The sequence below is a fragment of the Pacificimonas flava genome, assembly GCF_000342165.1.
Lineage (GTDB): Bacteria > Pseudomonadota > Alphaproteobacteria > Sphingomonadales > Sphingomonadaceae > Pacificimonas > Pacificimonas flava.
The window spans coordinates 130,673-145,499 of sequence record NZ_AMRV01000003.1 but is presented as its reverse complement, the minus strand read 5'-3'; the positions used below and the strand labels follow the sequence as shown (position 1 = coordinate 145,499).

18 protein-coding genes and 1 pseudogene are annotated in these 14,827 nt (G+C 64.4%); 9 read left to right on the top strand and 10 right to left on the bottom strand.

Annotation, left to right across the window (positions count from 1 at the left end):
* Positions 1-10 precede the first annotated feature (10 nt).
* The 4 genes from C725_RS05835 to C725_RS05820 are packed head-to-tail and all read right to left on the bottom strand — an operon-like array spanning position 11 to position 3,427.
* Positions 11-1,129 (bottom strand): inositol-3-phosphate synthase, encoded by a 1,119-nt coding sequence (locus C725_RS05835; protein ID WP_008600898.1) that lies wholly within the window; start codon positions 1,127-1,129, stop codon positions 11-13.
* Positions 1,126-2,058: a glycosyl hydrolase gene (locus C725_RS05830; RefSeq protein ID WP_008600896.1), complete on the bottom strand. Its 933-nt coding sequence runs from the start codon at positions 2,056-2,058 to the stop codon at positions 1,126-1,128. Before C725_RS05830 ends, C725_RS05835 begins: the two co-directional genes overlap by 4 nt.
* Positions 2,055-2,858, bottom strand: a complete 804-nt coding sequence (locus tag C725_RS05825) for a TIGR04290 family methyltransferase (RefSeq protein ID WP_008600894.1) — start codon at positions 2,856-2,858, stop codon at positions 2,055-2,057. Before C725_RS05825 ends, C725_RS05830 begins: the two co-directional genes overlap by 4 nt.
* The gene (locus C725_RS05820; protein WP_160165714.1) at positions 2,855-3,427 is read right to left on the bottom strand and encodes a histidine phosphatase family protein; all 573 of its coding nucleotides are present in this window, start codon (positions 3,425-3,427) and stop codon (positions 2,855-2,857) included. The genes C725_RS05825 and C725_RS05820 overlap by 4 nt, the downstream gene beginning before the upstream one ends.
* A gap of 210 nt (positions 3,428-3,637) precedes the next feature.
* Here C725_RS05820 and C725_RS05815 point away from each other — a divergent pair, with 210 nt between their 5' ends.
* Genes C725_RS05815 through C725_RS05785 form a run of 7 tightly spaced genes read left to right on the top strand, consistent with a single transcriptional unit; the run spans position 3,638 to position 11,239 of the window.
* Positions 3,638-4,750: an NAD-dependent epimerase/dehydratase family protein gene (locus tag C725_RS05815; RefSeq protein ID WP_051051237.1), complete on the top strand. Its 1,113-nt coding sequence runs from the start codon at positions 3,638-3,640 to the stop codon at positions 4,748-4,750.
* Positions 4,747-5,829, top strand: a complete 1,083-nt coding sequence (locus C725_RS05810; protein ID WP_008600887.1) for an NAD-dependent epimerase/dehydratase family protein — start codon at positions 4,747-4,749, stop codon at positions 5,827-5,829. The genes C725_RS05815 and C725_RS05810 overlap by 4 nt, the downstream gene beginning before the upstream one ends.
* Positions 5,826-6,914: a glycosyltransferase family 4 protein gene (locus tag C725_RS05805; protein ID WP_008600886.1), complete on the top strand. Its 1,089-nt coding sequence runs from the start codon at positions 5,826-5,828 to the stop codon at positions 6,912-6,914. The genes C725_RS05810 and C725_RS05805 overlap by 4 nt, the downstream gene beginning before the upstream one ends.
* Complete coding sequence (locus tag C725_RS05800; protein WP_008600885.1) at positions 6,911-8,026, top strand: CgeB family protein; 1,116 nt, start codon at positions 6,911-6,913, stop codon at positions 8,024-8,026. The genes C725_RS05805 and C725_RS05800 overlap by 4 nt, the downstream gene beginning before the upstream one ends.
* Complete coding sequence (locus tag C725_RS05795) at positions 8,023-9,111, top strand: CgeB family protein (RefSeq protein WP_008600884.1); 1,089 nt, start codon at positions 8,023-8,025, stop codon at positions 9,109-9,111. Before C725_RS05800 ends, C725_RS05795 begins: the two co-directional genes overlap by 4 nt.
* Positions 9,108-10,202, top strand: a complete 1,095-nt coding sequence (locus C725_RS05790) for a CgeB family protein (protein WP_008600883.1) — start codon at positions 9,108-9,110, stop codon at positions 10,200-10,202. Before C725_RS05795 ends, C725_RS05790 begins: the two co-directional genes overlap by 4 nt.
* Positions 10,199-11,239 (top strand): UDP-glucuronic acid decarboxylase family protein, encoded by a 1,041-nt coding sequence (locus C725_RS05785; RefSeq protein ID WP_008600882.1) that lies wholly within the window; start codon positions 10,199-10,201, stop codon positions 11,237-11,239. The genes C725_RS05790 and C725_RS05785 overlap by 4 nt, the downstream gene beginning before the upstream one ends.
* A gap of 78 nt (positions 11,240-11,317) precedes the next feature.
* Here C725_RS05785 and C725_RS05780 read toward each other — a convergent pair whose 3' ends face one another.
* From C725_RS05780 to C725_RS16140, 4 genes are all read right to left on the bottom strand, one after another.
* A complete protein-coding gene (locus C725_RS05780; RefSeq protein WP_008600881.1) occupies positions 11,318-11,800 on the bottom strand; it encodes a DUF421 domain-containing protein in 483 nt (160 codons plus the stop codon).
* Between the two features lie 7 nt (positions 11,801-11,807).
* Entirely contained in the window at positions 11,808-12,314 is a 507-nt protein-coding gene (locus C725_RS15265; protein WP_008600878.1) for a hypothetical protein, read from the bottom strand.
* Positions 12,315-12,782: 468 nt separating this feature from the next.
* Entirely contained in the window at positions 12,783-13,154 is a 372-nt protein-coding gene (locus C725_RS05770) for a response regulator (protein WP_038281912.1), read from the bottom strand.
* Positions 13,147-13,389 (bottom strand): hypothetical protein, encoded by a 243-nt coding sequence (locus tag C725_RS16140; protein WP_008600874.1) that lies wholly within the window; start codon positions 13,387-13,389, stop codon positions 13,147-13,149. Before C725_RS16140 ends, C725_RS05770 begins: the two co-directional genes overlap by 8 nt.
* Here C725_RS16140 and C725_RS16135 point away from each other — a divergent pair.
* Positions 13,337-13,447 (top strand): annotated as a pseudogene (locus C725_RS16135) (arsenical resistance protein ArsH); the annotation flags it as partial. The gene C725_RS16140 and the pseudogene C725_RS16135 sit on opposite strands and share 53 nt — an antisense overlap.
* 13 nt (positions 13,448-13,460) lie before the next feature.
* Here C725_RS16135 and C725_RS05760 read toward each other — a convergent pair.
* Positions 13,461-14,063: an ATPase gene (locus C725_RS05760; protein WP_038281908.1), complete on the bottom strand. Its 603-nt coding sequence runs from the start codon at positions 14,061-14,063 to the stop codon at positions 13,461-13,463.
* Positions 14,060-14,416, bottom strand: a complete 357-nt coding sequence (locus C725_RS05755) for a TA system antitoxin ParD family protein (RefSeq protein ID WP_008600871.1) — start codon at positions 14,414-14,416, stop codon at positions 14,060-14,062. Before C725_RS05755 ends, C725_RS05760 begins: the two co-directional genes overlap by 4 nt.
* 186 nt (positions 14,417-14,602) lie before the next feature.
* On the opposite strand from C725_RS05755, the gene C725_RS16810 reads away from it, so the two are divergent.
* Positions 14,603-14,737, top strand: a complete 135-nt coding sequence (locus tag C725_RS16810) for a hypothetical protein (RefSeq protein WP_008600868.1) — start codon at positions 14,603-14,605, stop codon at positions 14,735-14,737.
* Positions 14,738-14,827 lie beyond the last annotated feature (90 nt).

The following is a 14,827-nucleotide window of genomic DNA, read 5'->3' as shown; positions in this document are numbered from 1 at the left end:
CTTGCCGCCCTCATGATTTGGGAATCTCGCTGCCGTTGGCGATGAAGCGCTCGACCGCGTCATGCGCCTCGCTGTCGCGCATCTGTTTCGGCGGGTGCTTGCAGAAATAGGCGGATGGCGCCTCGATCGGTCCGGACAGCCCCCGGTCGAGGGCCAGGCGCGCGCAGCGGATCATGTCGATGGCCACACCCGCGGAATTGGGGCTGTCCTCCACCGACAGGCGCAGTTCCAGGTTCATCGGGACGCCTCCGAACATCTCCCCTTCCATGCGGATGAAGCACACCTTGTTGTCATTCTGCCAGGCAACATAATCCGATGGTCCGACGTGGATGTCGTCGTCCTGAAGGCGCGTGCCGGTAACCGCCTGCACGGCTTCCGTCTTGGAGATCTTCTTTGAGGCGAGCCGCGACCTGTTCAGCATGTTCAGGAAGTCCGTGTTGCCGCCCGTGTTGAGCTGATAGGTCCGCTCCAGGCTGACGCCGCGGGCGCGAAACAGGTCGGTCAGCGCGCGGTGGACGATGGTTGCGCCAAGCTGCGCCTTGATATCGTCGCCCAGCACCGGCAATCCCGCGCGCCGAAAACGCTCGGCCCAGCCCTCGTCACTGGCTATGAAGACGGGGATGTTGTTGACCAGCGCCACGCCCGCCTCGAGCGCGCATTCGGTGTAGAACTCGGTGGCCTTCTGCGATCCGACCGGCAGGTAGTTCAGCAGGATCTCGGCCCCGCTCTCGCGCAGGACCTCTACGACATCCTCGCGCTCCGGCTCCGGCTCGTCGGCAGGCAGGAACGTCCGCTCTGGACTATGGTCGCCCATGTGCGGCGCCACGCCGTCGAGACGGCGGCCCATGCGCACCTTCGCGCCCGTCGGCCGCACCGTCTCGCAAAAGCGCGTGGTGCAGTTCGGCGGCGCAAAGATGGCGTCCGCGACGTCGCGTCCGACCTTGCGGCTGTCGATGTCCCAGGCCGCGACGACATTGATGTCACTCGGCGCATATCCGCCAAGGTCCAGATGCATCAGGCCCGCGGCGTCGTTCGCCCCGGATCGATAATAGCTGATGCCTTGGACGAGGGAGGAGGCGCAGTTGCCGACGCCGACGATGGCCACGCGAATATCGCTGCTTGCCGTCATCTTGCCGCCCCCGACCGTGCATCGCTGGTGCCAAGCGCCGCGGGTGCATAGCGCTCGATCGCCCAGCCGCAGAAATCGGCGAAACCCTGCGGTTCCCGCGCCGCGCTACTATGGTGCGGTTGCAGCCCCAGATGATCGGGCGTGAAGCAGAATGTGACCATCGTCTCGAACGGCGACAGTGCCTCTGCCTGCCTGTCGAACCAGTCGGATGCATCGGGGCGGAAACTGTCCGCCCAGGACATGCCCGTGCGCAGGCGTGTGGTGCCGAGTTCGCGCAGCAGCGCCGCGGCGCGGTCCAGACGCGGATCGTCGAAATGAAACCACTGCATCAGACCGAAGCGGCTGGCATAGTCGCGAAACCGCTCGAATGTCGGCTTCGGCGTCCCGTCCTCGCGGATCATGCCCATGTAGAAATGGCGGTAATAGCTCGATCCCTCCGCCTCGCGGTGGCGTGTCGTCGCGCCCCATGCGCGCGGCAGATCGAACAGGCTGTACCAATAGGCGCGCTCCACGCGGTTCAGCAGCAGTTCCGCCGTGCGTTCCAGGCCGAACACCTGCACTTCCTCCGCGCCGAAGGAGCTGACGCCGACCTCCGTCACCCACAGGGGCTTGTCCGGCACGACGGCCTGAATTTCGGCGATGCGATCCGGCCATTCGTCGATCGGCCAAAGGTTCCAGTCGAGCGGGAAGCCGTGCACGGCGATCACGTCGACATGGTCGAGGACGCCGAAGTCCGCCATCCGGTTCAACCAATGCGGATCGATCGGCGACATGCCGCCCAGAACACGCTTGATGGCGGGATTGGCAGCCTTGATCGCCCTTCCGGCCCGGATCGCCGTATCGGCATAGATCGACCAGTCCGGATCGATCTCCGGATCCCAGTGGGACTTGTTGTTGGGTTCGTTCCAGATCATCGCGGATTCGATCATTCGGCTCGCTCCTTCGATGGGTAGACGGCCGCTTCGCCGCGCTCGTCATAGGGGATGTCGGCAATTCGGCAGAGGTAGACCTCTTCCTCCGGGTGCTGCTCGATGCGAAACCCTGCAGCGCGCAGCATCGCTTCGCTGCAGGCCCGGTTGGGCGCCCACCAGTTCGTCCAGTCGCCCGCATATTCCCGCTCTATGAAATGCAGCCGCGGATAGCGCTCGTCGTCGAAATAGGTCGGCGGACGATCGGTGGCCGGATCGTGGAAGGGGGCATCGGCCGGCACGTCCATTACATCCGTGCTGCCCCGCTGCATGGTCTGGAACAGCAGCCTGTCGCCCGCCACATGCTCGCGGATCAGGTCCAGGGCCAGCAGCGGATGCCGCAGATGATAAAGAACGCCCATGAAGATCACGAGATCGAAGCGCTCACCCAGCTCCGCGATCTGCCAGACGCTCATCTGCCTGAACTCGCAGTCCGCGTGTCCCAGTTCCGCAGCCGCGAAGCCCGCTTGCTCCAGATAGCGGGGATCGCTGTCGATGCCGAGCACCCGCCCCGCCCCCCGGCGCTTCATTTCGAAGCTGTAGAAGCCTGCATTGCAGCCAATGTCGAGGACGGAGCAGCCCTCCAGATCGTCGGGCAGCACATGTGCGAAGCTCTCGAACTTCGACTGGGGATAGTCGCCCAGGAAATGTCCGGGCGCCGTTTCCACACCTGAGGGAAGGCGCAGGTTGTGAAACCACGGCCCAAGGTCGGCGATGCGCTGTACCAGCGGGTTGTCGGGGTCGTGTCGAGCTTCACTCATGCCATTCTTTCATTCACGGACAGGACGCGGCCGCCATGCGGCCCGGCGGAGATGCGGCTGAGGGACAGCGGGGCAACCTCGAAGTTGAGGATGCTGTCGAGGGACAGCCGCAGGAAATCGCACAGGATCGCGCGAATAATGTCGCTGTGGCTGACCATGGCGATCTGCTCGCCGGGAAAGCGGTTGGCGGCATCCCGCACGAAACCCGATGCTCTCGCCTGTGCGGCTGCCATGCTCTCGCCCGCGGGGGCCTTGGCGCTCGAACGCGCCCTGTTCCAGTTTTGCCAGCGGGGGTCGGCATCCAACTCGGCGAACGTGCGCCCCATCCACGCGCCGAAATCGATCTCGTTCAGCGCCTCTTCGCGCTCCACGGCCACGGGCTGGTCCTGAAAAAGGATGGCTGCGGTCTGCCGCGCACGCGGCAGGGGGCTGGTGAAGATGCCGGCGAATGCATCGGGCAGACCCGTCCGCGCCGTCTCGGCGCTTTGCCGCCCCGCCTGGGTCAGATCCGGATCGCCCCGTCCGGTCAGCGTCGTGCCGAGATCACCGTGCGGAGCATGCCTGATCAAAAAAATCTCTGCCTCCACCAAATACCGACCTTATCCGTGACGTTCTCTGAAAATACAGCCTTTGACAACAGCTTCAGCAGGAACAATCCTGCAGTCCTATTGTTTCATGGGCAATCGATGATAACACTTCAGGGTCCGTTGTTTTGCTGTAATTAACAAATGATACATCGCCGAGGCAAAGTTGATTAATAACCTAATATAAGGAACGTCATGGTAGAGCGAGTTTTGGTTACAGGGGGCGCTGGGTTCATCGGGCGCGCCGTAACACGAGAATTGCTTGATCGGGGTCATCAGGTTCGCGTTCTCGATAGTCTGATCGAGCAGGTGCACGGCCTCGGTGATCTCACTCCGGATTTTCCATCGGACGCCGAGTTCGTACCGGGCGATGTCCGGAACGCCGACAGTGTCGCGGGCGCATTGGACGGCGTCGACAGCGTCATCCATCTCGCGGCGGAAGTGGGCGTTGGGCAGTCGATGTACGAGGTCGAGCGCTATACCGACACCAACGATGTCGGCACCGCCGTCCTGTTCGAGCAGCTTAGCCAAAAACCCGTGCGGCGCGTCGTCACCGCATCGTCCATGAGTATCTACGGCGAAGGGCTTTACGAGGATGCGAACGGCCGGGAAGTTCATGACGCCGCCCGCAACAAGGCCTCGCTGCGGCAGGGATGGGAGCCGATCGGGGCGGACGGACGCCCGCTGACGCCGCTGCCGACGCCGGAGCGCAAGCAGCCGAACCTCAGCTCGGTCTACGCTCTCAACAAGTTCGTGCAGGAGCGTCTCACCCATATCATGACCGATGCGTATGATATGGAGGGCGTTTGCCTGCGCCTTTTCAATGTCTACGGTCCCGGCCAGGCGCTCTCGAATCCCTATACGGGCGTCCTCGCCATCTTCGCCTCCCGCATTCTGAACGGACAGCCGCCCATGGTGTTCGAGGATGGAGAGCAGCGCCGCGATTTCGTCCATGTCGGCGACGTCGCCCGTGCCTTCGCCGATGCCCTTGTCGCGCCAGATGCGGCGGGTGAGACGTTCAATATCGGTTCCGGTGTCAGCCGCTCGGTGGCGGACATCGCGCGCGAACTCGCGGCCTCGATGGGACGTGAGGACCTCGAGCCTCAAATTGTCGGGAAAAGCCGGGCCGGCGACATCCGCCACTGCTTCTGCGACACCACGAAGGCGGCGGAGAGGCTGAACTTCGAGGCGGGCAAGGATTTTCGGGAGGGACTGGCCGAGCTTGCCGAATGGGTGGGCGCACAGGATGCGGAGGATCATGTGCCCGCCGCCACGGTGGAGTTGGAGCGCCGGGGGCTGGTCGCGTGACGGATGTCGGCGCTCTCGATCCCGGCGACGATCGGCCGGTGCTGATTACCGGCGGCGCGGGTTTCATCGGCGCGAACCTTGCCGACCGCCTCGCGGCGGGCGGGCACCGTGTCCTGATCTACGATGCCCTGCTGCGGCCCGGCGTCGAGCGGAACCTCGACTGGCTGCGCGAACGGCATGGCCAGCGCATCGCCGTCAGCATTTCGGACGTTCGCGACAGCGGCGCGATCGCGGAGGCGGCCGCGCAGGCGAAGGCCGTTTTTCACTTGGCGGCGCAGGTGGCCGTCACGACCAGCCTCAGCGACCCCCGCGCCGATTTCGAGATCAACGCGCTTGGGACGTTCAATCTGCTGGACGCGCTTCGTCTGAACACGAACGGGGTCCCGCTCGTCTTCGCCTCCACGAACAAGGTCTATGGCGATCTCGGCGACGTCCCGTTGCGGGAACAGGATGGCCGGCACATGCCTGCGGACGAAGGGCTCCGCGCCGGCGGCATCGGCGAGGATTACCCGCTCGCCTTTCACACGCCCTATGGCTGTTCGAAGGGCGCCGCCGACCAGTACGTCCTGGATTATGCCCGCAGCTACGGCATTCCCGCTGCCGTCCTGCGGATGAGCTGCATCTACGGAGAGCGGCAGCTGGGCACGGAGGATCAGGGCTGGGTCGCCCATTTCCTGATCCGGGCGCTTCGGGGCGAGACGATCACCCTGTTCGGCGATGGCCGGCAGGTTCGCGATATCCTGAACGTGAAGGACGCGGTCGCGGCCTACCTTGGCGTCGTCTCGCGCATCGATGCATTGTCGGGCAAGGCGTATAATCTTGGCGGCGGGCCGGCGAACGCCGTCAGCCTTCGCGAACTCCTGAGCTATATTCAGGATCTCGTCGGCGAACCGCTCTCCGTCCGCCACGAGGACTGGCGCCAGGGCGACCAGCGCTACTTCGTTGCCGATACCGGCCGGCTGGAGGCCGCCTGCGGTCCGCTGTCCGCCACGCCCTGGCGCACCGGCGTCGCAGAGCTCGCGGACTGGCTGCGCGGTCAGGAAATTCCCCAGGATTCGGCGCGGCGTTCCGCGGCATGACCTCCGGCTTTCCGCAGATCATGCTCACCACGGACGCGGTGGGCGGCGTGTGGCAGTATACGGTCTCGCTAGCCGCCGGCCTGATCGACCGGGGGTACGGCGTTCACATCCTGACGCTGGGCCCGACGCCCGACGCTGCGCAAAGGCGGGGCGTACCGGCGGCGGCGCGGCTGACATCTCTCGACGCTCCAGTCGAATGGATGGCGGCGAGCCCTGCGGAGCTTGCCGACGTCGCAGGCCGGATCGCGCACGTCGCCGAGGCTGCGGGGGCCGACCTGCTGCAACTCCACAGCGCGTCGCTGGCTCCCCCCGCGCCGCCCTGTCCGGTGATCGCGATGCAACATTCCTGCCTCGCCACCTGGTGGCGGGCGGTTCGCGGTGACGCCCCGCCGAAGGATTTCGAATGGCGAATTGAAGCCCATGCCGCCGGACTGCGCCGCGCCGATCTCGTCACCGCGCCGAGCTCTGCCTTCGCCCAGATGACGGCGGAGGCGTATGACCTTCCCCGCAGACCCGTCACCGTCCACAATGGCCGGGCGCCCCTCGGCGTCGACGAACTCCCCCCGGGCGATTTCGTACTGACGGTGGGGCGGCTGTGGGACGACAGCAAGAACGTCGCCGTGCTGGATGCAGCGGCACGGCATCTGACTGTTCCGGTTCTGGCGGCAGGGCCATTGTCCGGGCCGAACGGGGAGACGCGCCGCTTTGATCACCTTTCCTGCCTTGGGCGCTGCGAAGAATCGGCCATTGCCGATCTGCTTTCGGCCCGCCCGGTCTTTGCCTCGACGGCGGTGTACGAGCCCTTCGGTCTTGCCGTTCTGGAGGCTGCACAGGCCGGCTGCGCGCTCGTCCTGTCGGACATTCCTGTGTTCCGCGAACTCTGGGATGGTGCCGCCCTGTTCGCGCCGCCCGGTGACGCCGCCGCCTTCCGCGCCGCGATCGACGGCCTGTTCGCCGATGCGCAGCGACGCCGTGAACTCGGTGCCGCGGCAAGGTTACGCTCCCGCCAATTCACGCCCGGGCGCATGGTCGCCGGCATGATGGATGTGTACGGCCGGGTGACGGCCGAAAGGGCGGCGGCGTGAATATCGTCTATTTCACTCACTCCCTGCGGTCCTGCTGGAATCACGGGAATGCGCATTTCGTGCGCGGCGTGCTGTCCGAACTTGCGCGGCGCGGACACCGCGTTCGCGCGCCGGAGCGAACCGGAAACTGGAGTTCGGACAATCTTCGTCGCGATCACGGAGAGGCCGCTCTCAACGCCATGCGCGCGGCCTACCCGGAACTTGTGCCGGAACTCTACGACGGCGATGCCGATCTCGAAGCCCTCGTCGACGGCGCCGACCTCGTCGTGGTCCATGAATGGAACGAGCGGGCGCTGGTTCGCAAACTCGGCGAACTGCGGCGCGCTGGCGGAACATTCATGCTGCTGTTTCACGATACCCACCACCGGGCGATCAGCGCGCCGCACGAAATCGATCAGTTCGAATTTGACGGCTATGACGGCGTGCTCGCATTCGGCGAAGCCCTGTCCGAAGTCTATCGGAAGCGCGGCTGGGGCCGGCATGTCTGGACCTGGCACGAGGCGGCGGACACCCGGCGCTTCAAGCCACCTGAAGGCGCGGAGGACGCGCAGGACCGGGAGGGCCTCATATGGATCGGAAACTGGGGCGACGGCGAGCGCACGCAGGAGCTTGAACGGTTCCTCTTCGCTCCCGCTCGGCAGGCCGGACTCCCACTCGACGTTTACGGCGTGCGCTATCCCGCGGAGGCGCGCGCGCTTCTCGACCGGTATGGCGCCGGCTATCGCGGCTGGACCGCGAATGCAGACGTGCCCGCGCGGTTCGCGGCGCACATGGCGACCGTGCATGTGCCCCGCCGCTTCTACACCCAAAGCCTGCCGGGCATTCCCACGATCCGGATGTTCGAGGCGCTGGCCTGCGGCATCCCGCTGGTTTCCGCCCCCTGGTCGGACAGTGAAAACCTGTTCCGGCAGGGCACGGACTATCTGCAGGCGAAGGACGGCGAGACCATGACGGCCCATCTGAAGGCGCTGAAGAACGAACCGGAGCTGCGCCGCTCCCTCAGCGCCTGCGGCCTGGAGACTGTTCGCCGCCGCCACAGCTGCGCCCACCGCGCTGACGAGCTTCTGGCAATCCACCGATCGCTTGCACAAAAGGAAAGGAGCGCGGCGTGAAGATCGCTTTCTACGGATCCAGCCTGCTGTCGAGCTACTGGAACGGTGCCGCCACCTATTATCGCGGTATTCTTCGCAACCTGGCAGCGCTCGGACATGATATCACCTTCTACGAGCCGGACGCCTTCGAACGGCAGCAGCACCGCGACATCGAACCCCCGGAATGGGCAAGGTCGGTTGTCTACGCGGCCAGCCCGGACGGTCTGAACGCCGCCCTTGCGGAGGCGCGCCACGCGGATGTCGTGGTCAAGGCGAGCGGTGTCGGCGTCTTCGACACGGAACTGATCGAGGGAATTGTGGAGCAGAGTCGCCGCGACGCGATCACGATCTTCTGGGACGTCGATGCGGCTGCCACGCTTGATGAGATGAGCGGTCAACCGGATCATCCCGTCCGGCGCAGCCTTCCCCGGCTCGACCTGGTCCTCACCTATGGCGGCGGCGATCCGGTGGTCGAGCGCTACCGCGAGTTGGGAGCGGCGAACTGCATTCCCGTTTACAACGGGCTGGACCGGACAACCCATTATCCCGTTCCGGCGGATGCCCGTTTTTCCGGCGATCTGGGTTTTCTGGGGAACCGCCTTCCCGATCGGGAGGCGCGGGTGCAGACCTTCTTCCTGTCCGCAGCCGAGGCCCTGCCGGAGCGGACGTTCCTCCTTGGCGGCAGCGGTTGGCAGGACAAGGCGATGCCGCAGAACGTCCGCAGATTGGGTCATGTGCCGACGGCCGACCACAATGCCTTCAATGCCGGTCCCCTGGCCGTGCTGAATATTGCCCGGGACAGCATGGCGGCCTTGGGTTTCTCACCCGCCACGCGTGTGTTCGAGGCGGCCGGCGCCGCCGCCTGTCTGATCACCGATCATTGGGAAGGGATCGAGATGTTCCTGGAGCCGGACAGGGAGGTACTCGTCGCGCGGGACGGCCGTGACGTGGCCGATTTGCTGAACGACCTGACGCCCGAACGCGCGCGCCGGATCGGCGATGCCGCGCGGCGGCGGGTGCTTGCGGATCACAGCTACGAGGAGCGGGCGAAGCGCGTCGACCGGATCTTGAAGGCGCAGGCGGCGCAGCGGAGGGACGCGGCATGAAGCTGATCGTTCTGGGCCTCAGCCTGTCATCATCATGGGGCAACGGGCACGCCACCACCTACCGCGCACTTCTGAAGGCATTCGCCGAGCGCGGCCATCAGGTGCATTTCCTGGAACGGAACGTGCGCTGGTACGCGGGCGAAAATCGCGATCTCTCCGATCCCGACTGGTGCCGGCTGTCCTTGTACGAGGGTCTGGCGGATCTGCAACGTCGCCACGCGCGAGAGATCGCCGCGGCCGATGCGGTGCTCCTCGGCTCCTACGTTCCGGAGGGCGTGGAGGTGGCGAAATTCCTCTTCGAGACGGCCAGGGGCATCGTGGCGTTCTACGATATCGACACGCCCGTGACGCTCGGCAAGCTCTCCCGCGGCGATCATGAATATGTCAGCCCGGAGGTGATTCCCGGCTTCGACATCTATTTCTCGTTCGCCGGGGGGCCGACGCTGGACCTGCTTGAACGGCAATATGGTGCGCCGCGAGCGCGGGCGCTCTACTGCGCGGTCGATCCGTCGCTTTACCATCCCTTGATTGCCGATCGCCGCTGGAACCTGGGCTATCTCGGCACGTACAGCCCGGACCGGCAACCAAAGGTCGAACGCCTGCTGTTGGAGACCGCCCGGCGCATGCCGGATCGCCGCTTCGTCGTGGCCGGCCCGTCCTATCCGGACTCCATCGCCTGGCCCGCCAATGTCGATCGGATCGACCATGTTCCCCCGGCCCGTCACGCCGAATTCTACAGCGCCTCTCGCGCAACGCTGAACATCACGCGACAGGACATGGTCGCAGCCGGATGGTCCCCGTCCGTCAGGCTGTTCGAGGCAGCCGCGTGCGGCGTTCCGATCCTCTCCGATCGCTGGGACGGCATCGAGGACCTCTTCGATCCCGGCAGTGAGATCAGCCTCGTCGAGGATGCCGACGAGGTCGAGCAGGCTCTGAAATCGCTGGATTCCATGCAGGGTGTCCGCGCCCGCTCCCGAATTCTCCGCCATCACAGCGCCGCGCACCGTGCGGAGGAACTGGAGAGCGAGCTGCTCGACGCACGTCCGGGCAGCCGCAGCAATGTACCGAACAGGGAAAGGAGCGCCGCATGATGAAGGCCGCAAAGCATGTCCTCGTGGCGGGGGGTGCCGGGTTCATCGGTTCGCACCTTTGCGCCGCCCTGCTGGAACGGGGGCACACCGTCACATGCCTCGACAATATGCAGACGGCGCGGCCGGAGAATCTTGCACGGCTGAAGGCATCGCCCCGCTTTTCCTTCGTGCGCGCGGACGTGACAGCCCCGCTTCCCGATGACGTGACGACTCCCGCCCGGCCGTTCGACAGGATCTATAATCTCGCCTGCGCCGCCTCTCCGCCGCAATATCAGCGCGATCCCGAACATACGCTGCTGACCAGCGTGGACGGCACGCGTAGCCTTCTGCGCCTGGCCGAAAGGATGGGCGCGCGGTTTCTCCTGTCCTCCACCAGCGAGGTCTATGGCGATCCCGACAGCCATCCGCAGGCGGAAGACTATCGCGGAAACGTGAACTGTATCGGCCCGCGGGCGTGTTATGACGAGGGCAAGCGAGCCGCAGAGGCGCTGACCTTCGATTTCGGACGCTTGTCTCGGGCGGAAGTTCGCGTCGCGCGCATCTTCAACACCTACGGTCCGCACATGCACCCCGACGATGGGCGGGTCGTGTCGAACTTCCTTTGCCAGATCCTGCGTGGGCAGGACATCACCATCTATGGGAGCGGTGAGCAGACGCGCAGCTTCTGCTACGTTTCGGATATGGTGGCCGGCCTTCTGGCGCTTATGGAGGCTCCAGGACAGGTGGTGGGGCCCGTGAATCTGGGCAATCCGAACGAGATCACCATCGCCGAACTGGTGGACATCGCGTTCGCGGTTACCGGTTTCGATGTGCCGGTCCGTTACGAGGCGCTGCCGGAGGACGATCCACAGCGCCGGCGCCCGAACATAGATCTCGCCCGCAAGCTGCTGAGCTGGGAACCGCAGGTTCCCCTGCAGGACGGACTCCGGGCAACCGCGGACTATTTCGCCGACCTTCTGAGTCGATCGAATGCGGCGAGGAGTAGCCCGGTCAAGACCGAGCGGCGAGAGGATCAGGTCGCCTTTGTGGCTCAGTAGTGCCGGCTGGTGCCGGAAAGCGGGGCGAAGGCTTAGATCGCGAGCATTCGGCTCCCGCTCTTCTTGACAGGAAATTCTTCAGGAGCAGCTTCGGCTGTCCGTTTCCTCTCCGGTTCCGCGTTCTGCAGGGATGATGCTTATGCCGGAATCCGTTTCCAGCACGGCATGCTTGATCTGGTCGAGGCGTTCGATCCCATGCTGGCTTCTTGCCGCGACGAGAAGGTCGGCGGTGTCGACGCGCGCGCGCCGGAGAGCCCGGTGATCGACGGCTCCATTGTGCATGAGGAGGGTCGGCTGGCCGTCGAGAAGTTTCGCCACGCCGGGCGAAGACCGCTTGAGATACGAAAAACCGATATCCACCACGAAAAGCGTGACGATCAGGACGACGGAGTTCGTGATCGAAAAATCATCGCCCAGGAGAGCCTGCTGCGTGGTTTCGGCGACGATCAGCAGCAGGACGAAATCGAACGGCGTCATCTGCGCCAGCGTCCGCCGCCCCGACGCCCGGCACACCAGCAGGAGGATCAGATAGACGGCAAATCCGCGAACGACACTTTCCATGACGACCTCAGGGCAGAACGATGGAGGTGAAGGAAAGGCGCGCGCCGTCTATCGTCAGGTGCATTTCCTTCGGAAGAGACGGCTTTTCCGGCCGAACCATGATCGACACGGTTCCGGGCGCGCCCGAAGATTTCCCGAACGTCAGCAAAACACCGTCACTGCGTGCCTGGGTCGATTTCGGCTGCGGCGTCATACTGGACACGGAAAAGCTGTCGAGAAAGCCTCTTCCCAGCAAAAGCTGACTTTCGGACATGGCCGATGGGGCCAGGGATATCTCCACCCGTTCCGCACGCTGCCATCTGGCGATGCGCGGATATTCGACGGACGCGCCCATCCCGGATGTCTTGCCCGCGGCGAGCGAACCGCCAGCACCGGTCGCGCCGAGAAGCGCCGCGCACACAAGCCCGAACATCACGAGCCAGCAGACGCGCTGCAAAGTCCAAAGACGCTCCTGGAAACGGCGGTCGCTTTCGATCTCGATGGCCTCGCCCGCGGCCTGTCTGTTCTCGCCCATCCAACGCCTTGCGTCTGTTTCGATCCGTCATCTGAAGGTCTGCGCGGATGCTAGGGGCAGGGATGCGAAAGCCAAAGCGCTTTTCCTTGAAGGCGGGACGCCGCAGGTCGACCAGCAGTAGGCCGGGATATCTCTCGCTACTGATGGTTGCGGCGGCTTCGCCAGGCGTATGGCTTGGCGGCGGGCGCTGGTGTCGCACCAACAATCGGCCGCGGAGCCTTGATTGCGTTGACCCGCGTGATCGCAACACAGCGATGTCTGCCGGGTCATTCCTATCGATCTGCAAGGTCGAAGGCTGGAATGGCGATCACCAAACCGGTTTATCCAGGCGCAGCCACGCCCGAAGAGCGAAGCCGCCCGCGATCTCGGCCCCTGCCACTCCGATGGATGCCAAGACTCATCAGGCTTCTTTGGAACGACAAGCGGGTAAGGGCGCTCGTTCAGCCGCGCTCGCACGAGGCGGATAAATCAAGCGTGAATCACGCATCCGATGGCCTGTTTGATCTTGGCCATGTCGATCGGCTTTTCGCACCGGGGCCTGTCGGCAAAGCGGCTCGGGATTGCCCCTTCGTCGTATCCCGTGGCGAATACGAACGGCACCGCCCGCTCGGCGAGCAGGTCGGCGGCGGGAAAGATCGATTTTCCCCGCAGGTTGACGTCCAGGATTGCGCCGTCGATCCGCTGCTCCGACTGGATGAGATCGAGTGTGTCCTCGACAGTTCCCACAGGACCCAGCGTGACAGCCCCCGCATCGCTGAGTTCGCTCTGAAGCTCGGCTGCAAGCAAGTATTCGTCTTCGGCCACGAGGATGCGGCAATCGCGGAGCGTTCGTTCAGGCATTTTCGTCCCCCTCCACTGTTCTGCTGGCCGAGACCGGGATGGGAATCGTGCAGTGTACGCCATCCGGCCCCAGAGCGTAGGTGGTTTTTGCACTGAGCTGGTAGGGCAGCGCAAGCTCGATCAGTCCGCGGCCTTGTCCTGTTTCGGTGGCAGGGGCACCGGGCGGCGGCATCTCGACGGCACGGACGCTCGCCGTGACGCAGGTTTCTGCCGGCTCACAAGTCTTCAACAGCATCAACACTCTGCGGGTTCTGGGCCGCTGGATACGGATGTTCATCATTCCCGATCAGTCGGGCTACTCAAACCTCAGGGTTTCGGTTGCCGAACAAGAAGGTCCGGCCGGTAGACCGATCTGATCCAGGCGGGGAGGACGGCCTTTGCATAGGTTAGCCGGCCATTGGCAAAGGTAAGGCAGTGCTGCGGCGGGCGATTGAGCCGGGAGTTGTCGTAGACCATGCCCCGATCCGCTTTTCGTACCGCCTCCCGGATGAGAGCCGCGCCGCGATCGTACCGCGCGCGGACCTTCTCTTCAGGCACGGCGTGTCCCCCCTCTCTTACCCTGACTTCGACGCGCTCGACTGACAGGTCCGGCGAGTCCACGCCCACATGCATGAGAATGACAGTGTAGCCGTGCGACCGGGCTTCTTCGATCAGGTCGAGCTTCGAGGGATGGGAGAAGACGGTTTCGGTAACGAAGTCCCTTCCATCTTGGATGAGTTCTGCGCGGCGAGACGAAGCAATACGGGCAGCTTCATAGGACGCCGCCGGGGACGCATCGCCCATGTCATCGCGCTGGATGACGTTGGCGTTTACGAATGGTCCTGCAAAGCTCGGTGCTACTCGGGTTGCATGAAGCGTCGACTTGCCAGCCCCGTTCGGGCCAGCGAGCACGATCATCGTAGGCTTCATGCAGCTTCAGGTTCGTTCTCGTAGACCAGCTTGCCGGATTCATCGAGACCAACGCCCATTCCAAGTCGACGGCGGTTCGCGAAGAACGCCTCTTCGCCTGCCGACGGCTGGCCCATCTTCTCGACGAATGTGTCCAGCCAGACGTCCTTTTCTTCTTCGCTAAGGTGCCGCGTTTCGAGTTCACCAGCGAGCGCCGCCGAAAGCCGCGCGTGGTCGAAATTTCCGGACCTTTCGATCGCGCGCCCAATTCGCAGCCAGTAGGTAATCTGGCCTGCGACTGACCGGCTTTGCAATTCTGACTCGCGCCGAACGATTTTCATCACGTCGTCGCCGAGTTTGACGGACTGCGCCATTGCCTTATCTCCTCAGGCGAAGGGTAGCATTTTGCCACCTCCCGTTCAAGCAGTCAGGAGGGCGGTAAGCCCGTCCACCGGCGGTGCGCTTCGCAGCAGCGTGGCCGGTATTGTGAGATGGCAGGATCATTGCAACGCGGCTGCGTGCCGGTTCGTTCATGGCTACGGACAACGCTGGAGGACGAAATGGCAACACCCAAGAGCAATCGTACCGATACCGGAACCAACCGCAGCCCCGAAAAGAGAGAAACGGTTCGGGATCAGCAAGACGGCAAATCGCAAAAGCGGACCGAACCTATCGCTGATGAAGAGGCGGATTAAGGGTCCGGCCCCTTCATGACCCTCGGCCGGGAGGTGCGATGCCGCCCGGCCCAGGGACGCGTGTTCCTGGGCCGATCGGCATCGTGCCCA